General features: G+C 65.8%; 1 protein-coding gene. It reads left to right on the top strand.

Annotated features, from left to right (window positions below; all coding sequences use genetic code 11):
* On the top strand, positions 1 to 248 hold a 248-nt coding region (gene fdxA, locus OQ02_RS39325), incomplete at its 5' end, for a ferredoxin (protein WP_033443775.1).
* Positions 249 to 421: the final 173 nt, after the last annotated feature.

Raw genomic sequence — 421 nt, 5'->3', positions numbered from 1 at the left:
GCATCTACGAGGGCAAGCGGTCCTTGTACATCCACCCGGACGAATGCGTCGACTGCGGGGCCTGTGAGCCGGTCTGCCCGGTCGAGGCGATCTTCTACGAGGACGACACTCCGGAGGAGTGGAAGGACTACTACAAGGCGAACGTCGAGTTCTTCGACGAGCTCGGTTCGCCCGGTGGTGCCTCCAAGCTCGGCGAGATCGAGCGTGACCACCCCTTCATCGCCGCCCTGCCGCCGCAGAACGGCTGATCGACCGCACCAGGTCGGATCCGGTCCCGTACGGCGTCGCCCGCCGTGCGGGACCGAGGCGTTTCCCGACGCCTCTCCACCGCACGTACAGGAAGTGAGAGCCAACCCGTGAGCGCAGTCTCTTCGCGCCTGCCCGTCTTCCCCTGGGACAAGCTGGAGCCGTACAAGAAGAC

Origin of the sequence: Saccharothrix sp. NRRL B-16314, from assembly GCF_000716595.1 — a bacterium.
Lineage (GTDB): Bacteria > Actinomycetota > Actinomycetes > Mycobacteriales > Pseudonocardiaceae > Actinosynnema.
The sequence above is the reverse complement of the archived record's forward strand: the minus strand, read 5'-3'. Positions and strand labels throughout refer to the sequence as shown.